This window comes from Halomonas sp., from assembly GCF_052095765.1.
GTDB lineage: Bacteria > Pseudomonadota > Gammaproteobacteria > Pseudomonadales > Halomonadaceae > Halomonas.
In genome coordinates this window covers 1-7,084 of record NZ_JBQDJZ010000113.1, presented here as the reverse complement: position 1 = coordinate 7,084, position 7,084 = coordinate 1, and the positions used below count along the sequence as shown (strand labels likewise).

Below are 7,084 nucleotides of genomic sequence, written 5' to 3'. Positions count from 1 at the left end.
TGAGTATCACTGGTTACCGCATTCCTGTGCCTACCGGCGAGTAGCCGAAGGGCGAAAGCTGGCTGGTTGGCATCCTTTGTTGTGTGGTGATCCCGAGCGAGTGCATCGCAAAGGCATCAGCGTGCGCAACTTTGCAGTCTCTGGTCGACTAGTGCCTGATAATGAGCTTGAAAACCACATCATCGCCATTTTGCCGGTAGACGGGTGAAGGCATTTTAAGGCGCTGACACCCGCGCTTTTTACTTTCTTTTTGCCACCCTACATTAGCCATTCAGCTGCCTTCACAGGCACTGGGTTGTCTCTTCAATGTGTTATGTGGTCACCGTGCTTTTCAAAGTTGCCCGATGCCTGGCTGAGCGTTATAGTGCACTCGCTATTTTATTTATATATAACGCTTTGCGGAGAAGTCTCATGCAGCTGTTTCAGTGCAAGTGGTCGGCCTTGGTTGCTGGTGGTATGGCGCTGGCTGTGGGCCTGGGGGTTCACGCTGATGAGCGTGTACATCTGCTGGCAGCGGCATCGTTGACGAACGCCGTCGACGAAGCCGTGGCGCTTTACAGCGAAGAGCATGATATAGATGTCGCTGCGGTCTATGCCTCTTCCTCCACTTTGGCGCGTCAGATCGCTAACGGTGCGCCGGCCAATATCTTCCTGTCTGCCAATACACGTTGGATGGACTGGCTCGACGGTGAAGGCGTTGTGCTCAGCGAGCGCAGCGACCTGCTCAATAATCGACTGGTGCTGATTGCGCCGCTGGATAGCCCCATTGAGTTGTTGGTGCCGGGTGAGGGCAAGACGCTGGCTGATGCACTGGCTGACGGCGAGAGAATGGCCGTGGGTGATCCCGATCATGTGCCGGCGGGGCTTTACACTAAGGAAGCGCTTGAGTCTCTGGGCGAGTGGGATGCACTGGTGCCGCGGCTGGCGCGTGCCGATAATGTGCGCTCAGCCCTAGCGCTGGTGGAGCGCGGTGAAGCCCCGCTGGGCGTGGTATACCGCACTGACGGTCAGGCCAGTGAAAAGGTGAAAGAGCTGGGTGCCTTCCCGCAAGACAGTCATACACCGATTACCTACCCGATCGCGCTGATCAGCGAAAGCGTTGAAGAGGCGCCAAGTGCTGAAGCCCAAGCACTGCGTGAGTGGCTAGGTGGCGAACAGGCGCGTGCTGTTTTTGAGCGCCATGGCTTCAGTTCGGCTTCCAGTCCTGCCACAGCTGATAGCCCCTAAGTCGGAGGCATGATGCGACTCAGCCAGGCGGAAATCGACGCTATCCTGATCAGCCTAAAGATTGCCGGGGTGGCAGTAGGCTGGATTCTGATTCCCGGCATTGCCATTGCCTGGCTGATGGCGCGGCGTGAGTTTCGTGGCAAGGCGCTGCTTGATGGCGTGCTGCATCTGCCACTGGTGCTACCGCCGGTGGTAGTGGGGTATCTGCTGCTGGTGGGTTTGGGCTCCCAAGGCCTTCTGGGCAGCTGGATGTATCAGCATCTCGGTATCCGCTTGCCGTTTACCTGGCAGGGTGCAGCGGTAGCCGGGGGAGTGATGGCGTTTCCGCTGCTGGTGCGAGCTGTGCGTTTGTCGCTTGAAGCCGTCGACCCGGAGCTTGAGGCTGCGGCCGCGACTCTGGGCGCAGGGCGTCTGCGGGTGTTATTTAGCGTTACGCTGCCTCTGGCACTGCCCGGTCTGCTGACCGGCACGGTACTGGCGTTTGCCCGAGCGCTGTCCGAATTCGGAGCCACCATTACCTTTGCTTCCAATATTCCCGGTGAGACACGAACGCTGCCGCTGGCGCTGTATTCATTGATTCAGACGCCGGGCGGCGAGGCGGCTGCGGCTAGACTTTGCGTATTGGCGATCATCATCGCCATGTTGTCGCTGGTGGCCTCAGAGTGGCTGGCACGGCGTGCTCGAATCCGCCTCCAGGGGCGTGATGGAGGCCAGGCTCATGGTTAATCAGCCAACCTTTGATCTGCCGCGGCTGACCATTGACGTAGCCCATCAGCAGGGCAGTTTTCAGCTCACGGCCTCGTTAAACCTGCCCATGAGTGGTGTCACCGCACTGTTTGGCAGCTCCGGCTGCGGCAAGACCAGTCTGCTGCGGCTGGTTGCCGGGCTGGACCGCCTGCAGAAAGGCCGTATCGCGCTGGGCCAGACAGTCCTTGCCGATACCGAGCGAAAGATTCGTTTGCCGCCGCATCGCCGCCGCCTGGGGGTGGTGTTTCAGGAGCCGCGGTTGTTTCCGCACTATCGCGTGGCGGGCAATCTGCGTTACGGCATGCCGAGCCATATGGCGGGACGTTTCGATGCCATTGTCGGGTTGCTGGGTATCGATACGCTGCTGGAACGTTACCCGGCTACGTTGTCTGGCGGTGAAGCGCGCCGTGTTGCTATCGGGCGGGCGTTACTCAGTGACCCGCGGCTGTTGCTGATGGACGAACCGCTCAGCGGCCTGGATGCTCCGCGCAAGGCCGAGCTGCTGCGCTATATCCGACGGCTGAGCGCTGAGGTCGGTGTGCCGATCATCTTCGTCAGCCATGCGCCGGAAGAAATTCTTGAAGTCGCTGATGCGTTGGTGCTGATGGAGAGTGGCAAGGTACTGGCGTCGGGTGATCTGGATGAGATGCTGTTGCGCTTTGATCTCAGTGAGTCGTTGTCGGGCTTTGACGGTGCTAGCCGTTTGCTAGGATGGGTAAGTCGCCACGATGATGATGACGGCCTGAGCGAAGTTGAACTCCCTGATGGACAGCCACTTCTGCTGCCGCGACTGGACGCAGCGGTAGGACAAGCTGTGCGGCTACGTATTCCCGCTCGTGATGTGGCGTTGGCTGCCCAGTCGTCGGTCAGCGGGGCGTTGGACGGACTGAGCTATCGCAATCAGCTGGATGCGGTGATTGAAGAAGCGACCCACCTGCCAGGTCATGATGCCAGCTTCGAGCTACGCTTGCGGCTGGGCGATCAGGCGTTGCGCGCCCGGGTGACCCGTCAGGCGTGGCGCGAGCTGGGGTTGGCGGTGGGGCAGCCGGTCACTGCGCTGGTGCGCTGCGTGGCGTTTCCTGCTCAGCACGGCCAAGTGCCCATAGAATGAAGGCATCCTGGCGTGCAGAGTCGCGCCAGGCCTGAAAGCGCCCTGATGCACCGCTGTGGCCGGTGTCCATATCGGTGCGCAGCAGGATTGGGTGCGTCGCGCTGGGCGAGTGCTCCAGCTGGCATAACCGGGCATAGAGCTTGGCCGGCTCCCAGTAGGCGACCCGGGTGTCGTGCCAGCTGCCTTCAATCAGCACGGGTGGCCAGGGCCGCTGAGGCTGGGGCAGACAGGGCGGCAGGTTGTCCAGTGGTGAGTAACCATGAATCCGCCGCTGCACGTCAGGGTCACCTGGGTTCCCCCACTCGCTGTATTCGGCGGTGGTCAGTGGCAGCTCAGGATTCTGCATGGTGCGCAGCACATCAACGAAGGGCACATCGAGCACGGCGCCACAAAAACCTGAGGCGTCCATGTTGAGGCTGGCGGCCACCAGCAGGCCGCCGGCGCTGCTGCCATAGGCAACGACCCGATCAGCCAGTGAGATTCTGGCAGCCACCAGACCATCCCGGGCGGCAATGAAGTCGTGAAAGCTGTTGGTTTTGTGTTCGAGTTTTCCGGCTTGATACCAGGGCTCGCCGCACTCGCCGCCGCCGCGCACGTGAGCTACGGCAAACGCTACGCCCCGATTGAGAAGCTCCAACCTAGTGATGGAAAACCACGGGTCCAGTTCTTCGCCATAGGCGCCATAGCCGTAGAGTAGGGTGGGTAATGGCTGGTTGCTTAGGTCGGAGCGGCTGACCACCGAGACCGGAATGTTTTCGCCATCGTGGGAGCGCACCCACAGCCGTCGGGATGTCAGCTGCTCGGGCTGCAGGTCACCATGCACCGGCAGACGGCGCAGTAGGCGACGTTGGCCGCTGTCTAGATCAACCTCAAACCAGCCCGGTGGCTGGGTAAAGGATTCTTCAGCAAGCCTGAAGTCACGGCTGTTGAAGTGGGGGTTGTCGCTGGCTACTTGGCTGCAGGGAGTTTCTGGTAAGGCCAGGTAGCGGTCATGCTGCACCTGGTGATCCGTGTTGTAGTCGATGATGCGAATGCGCGTCTGCGCCTGCTCGTGATCGCGCTCGCTGATGGCAAGGCCCCAAGAAAACGCATCGATGCCTTCCAGCGTGGTGTCTTCGCGGTGGGCTATCAGGCGCTCTGTGCTGGCCTCGGCATCAGGGCCTTGTGCGGCCGCCGACTCATCAATGCGGTCAAGACAGAAATGTCCGGCGTCGCGGTTGTGTAAGATGTAGAAGTGGCCCGGGCGGTGATCAATACCGTATTCAACTCCTACTTCGCGAGGAAGAAAGCAGCGTGGTGGGGTGTCAGGGGTGGATGCAGGCACCAGCCAGGTTTCCGAGGTGTCTTTGGAGGCGCTTTCGAGCAGTAGCCATTGGCGTGAGCGGGTCTTACCTAGGCTCATCCAGAATTCGCTGTCGTTTTCGCGCAGTATTAGCGTGGCTTCGCCGCACTGTAGCGCTTGCGGCTCCAGTATCAGCGGCAACCGCCACAGGCTGTCCGGGCGCTGGGTGGCGTCAAATTTGGTAAACAGCAGAGTGCGGTTATCCTCTGCCCAGCACAGCTCAGGCCCGACTTCGTCGAGCAGTTTTTTCGGTGTGCCATCCGGGAGATGCTTGAGCCAGACATCGTAGGTCTCGTTACCCTGGGTGTCCTCACTCCAGGCCAGCCAGTTTTCGTCCGGTGATAGAGCCATGTCGCCAATATCGAAAAAACCGTGGGCACTGGCTCGTGCCTGGATATCAAAAAAGCATTCGCTAGCGCTAGGATTGCCATTGGGGTGACGCCACCATACGGGGTGGTCGGCATCGGCGGCAATCTCGCTCCATAGGGTAAAGTGATCGAGCGCAGAGGGCAGACCATTTATCGCCAGTTCGCGGCGCGCCAGTTGGCCCTGATAAAGGCGCTCGGCCAATTCTTCGAGTGGCTTGAACCACTGGTCAAATGACTGATTGGCGGCGTTGAGAAAGTGTTTTACCTGGGGAGCATCATGCTCTTCCAGCCAATGCCAGTCGGGGTCATCGGTGCGCTGGAAGTCCAGCACTGGCTGCTGTGTGGTATTTGTAGACAGATTCAGATCATTGGGCTGCTGTGCTTTCATTGCGCTGGATGTACCATACTCGGTAAGAGTTCAACGAGGTGTGCCCGGGAGCATACCAATGAAGAGGGTGTAATGCTGATTTCGGATTCAATGGGCCTACTATGGCTGGGCTATGCCGTCTTGTCTGTGCTGGTACTGATTACCGGCTATTTGGCACTTGGCTTTCTACCGCGTCTGCCACGCCTGGTCATCAGCTGGGCAGTGGCGGGGCTGATGTGGATGCCTGCCAGCTATTCGCTGCCTCTGCTTGAGCAGGGAGAAAGTTATCATGGAATGGCGCCAGCTGCTGTAGTGGCGGCATTGGCCTTTCTTGAGGGCGATCGTTCGCTATTCACCTCTACGCTGTTCCTGCTAGTAGTGGCCGCAGCAGCTGGCGGGGCCTGTGGGCTCTTGCTGTGGTGGCTGGGTCGTGGCCGTGCTGAGGCGCGCCGGCAAGCCAGGCTGAAGCGGGACGGTCGCCGTGGTGACTGTGACAGTGACAGTGGTGATAGTGGCGATGATGACAGTGGTGCGACACCACAGGGGGCTGCTGCAGTGGGCACGACCCTGGCGGCGATTCCCGAGGACAGACCGGGTGCCGGCGGTTCAGTTCGGCCACGTCGGCTGCATAGCAGGATGTCAGATCGCCAGGAGCCGACACTGGGCTGAATGTCTGTAGACATAGGCCGCGACCCCATGCCCCATAACCTGGTGGTCGCGCAGCTCTTTTTGACCGACGCACTGAAGGGATTTCCATGTGTGAATTGCTAGGCATGAGCGCCAATGTACCCACTGATATCTGCTTCAGTTTTACGGGTTTTTTGCATCGCGGCGGTGGTACTGGCCCGCATAAGGATGGCTGGGGGATTGCCTTCTATGAAGCCGGTGGCTACCGAGACTTCCGTGACCCGCATCCGTCGGTGAACTCGCCGATTGCCCGCCTGATTTGTGAGTATCCGATCAAGTCACACATCGTGATCAGCCATATCCGTCAGGCCAACGTGGGGCAGGTGCGTCTGGCCAACACCCATCCGTTTACCCGCGAGATGTGGGGGCGTCCTTGGTGCTATGCCCACAACGGACAGCTCAGCGATTGGCAAGAACTGCCGTTGGATTACTACCGTCCGATTGGCGACACGGACAGCGAACATGCCTTCTGCTGGCTGATGGGAGAGATGCGGCGCGCTTTTCCGCAGCCTCCCGAGGATTGCCAGGCCGCCTGGCAGCTGTTACATCAGCTGTGTGAGCGTTTGCGGGGGCTAGGTGTGTTCAATCTGCTGCTTTCTGATGGCGAATATCTGTATACCTACTGCAGTACCAAACTGGCCCATATCACCCGTCGTGCCCCCTTCGGTGAGGCGAACTTGTCGGATGCCGAGCTGTCGGTGAATTTTGCCGAGCACACTACGCCCAATGATGTGGTTTCGGTGGTTGCAACAGAGCCTTTGACGGACAATGAAGACTGGTTTTGCCTAGAGCCTGGCGAGCTCTTAGTGTGGCGTAATGGTGAGATCCACGGATGTTTTAAAACGAAGGTTTGAATCAGTTGTTTTACAGTATCGGACCCACTGGTATATGGTGAGCCCAGAATAACAAGGAGCGGCCTGACGGCCGACCACAGCCTGGAGATTATTATGAGTGAGTCAGCCAGCAATGCCATTCTGAGCGGCCCTGCACTTGAGGGTACCGACACCTATGCCACGATATTGGATGTCTTTCATTCTTCCATAACGCGTTTTTCGGACAAGCCGGCATTCAGCTGCATGGGGCGTACCCTGAGTTACGCCGAGCTTGAAAAGATGTCGCGTGACTTTGCCGCCTGGGTTCAGCATGAAACCGACTTGCAGCCGGGTGACAGGATCGCCGTGCAGGGAAAATGCATGAAAAACCGCTCTACGACGGGCCTCGTAGCGCTTTACCAA

The 7,084-nt window shown here is 59.2% G+C and carries 7 protein-coding genes and 1 pseudogene; 7 read left to right on the top strand and 1 reads right to left on the bottom strand.

Features of this window, described 5'->3' with window-relative positions:
• From ACTH3D_RS11935 to modC, 4 genes and pseudogenes are all read left to right on the top strand, one after another.
• Positions 1 to 208 (top strand): annotated as a pseudogene (locus tag ACTH3D_RS11935) (YcgN family cysteine cluster protein); the annotation flags it as partial.
• A gap of 203 nt (positions 209 to 411) precedes the next feature.
• Entirely contained in the window at positions 412 to 1,227 is an 816-nt protein-coding gene (modA, locus tag ACTH3D_RS11930) for a molybdate ABC transporter substrate-binding protein (protein ID WP_441667346.1), read from the top strand.
• A 12-nt stretch (positions 1,228 to 1,239) separates the two neighbouring features.
• The gene (modB, locus tag ACTH3D_RS11925) at positions 1,240 to 1,953 is read left to right on the top strand and encodes a molybdate ABC transporter permease subunit (protein ID WP_441667347.1); all 714 of its coding nucleotides are present in this window, start codon (positions 1,240 to 1,242) and stop codon (positions 1,951 to 1,953) included.
• Positions 1,946 to 3,085, top strand: a complete 1,140-nt coding sequence (modC, locus tag ACTH3D_RS11920) for a molybdenum ABC transporter ATP-binding protein (RefSeq protein WP_441667345.1) — start codon at positions 1,946 to 1,948, stop codon at positions 3,083 to 3,085. Before modB ends, modC begins: the two co-directional genes overlap by 8 nt.
• On the opposite strand, the gene ACTH3D_RS11915 is transcribed toward modC, so the two are convergent.
• Entirely contained in the window at positions 3,024 to 5,183 is a 2,160-nt protein-coding gene (locus ACTH3D_RS11915) for a S9 family peptidase (RefSeq protein WP_441667344.1), read from the bottom strand. The genes modC and ACTH3D_RS11915 overlap by 62 nt on opposite strands.
• Before the next feature lie 72 nt (positions 5,184 to 5,255).
• On the opposite strand from ACTH3D_RS11915, the gene ACTH3D_RS11910 reads away from it, so the two are divergent.
• The 3 genes from ACTH3D_RS11910 to ACTH3D_RS11900 all read left to right on the top strand — a co-directional run.
• Complete coding sequence (locus tag ACTH3D_RS11910; RefSeq protein ID WP_441667343.1) at positions 5,256 to 5,831, top strand: hypothetical protein; 576 nt, start codon at positions 5,256 to 5,258, stop codon at positions 5,829 to 5,831.
• A gap of 86 nt (positions 5,832 to 5,917) precedes the next feature.
• On the top strand, positions 5,918 to 6,703 hold the full coding sequence (locus ACTH3D_RS11905) for a class II glutamine amidotransferase (RefSeq protein ID WP_441667342.1): 786 nt from the start codon (positions 5,918 to 5,920) through the stop codon (positions 6,701 to 6,703).
• A gap of 93 nt (positions 6,704 to 6,796) precedes the next feature.
• Positions 6,797 to 7,084, top strand: a 288-nt coding sequence (locus ACTH3D_RS11900; protein WP_441667341.1) for an AMP-binding protein, incomplete at its 3' end; no start/stop codon positions are given.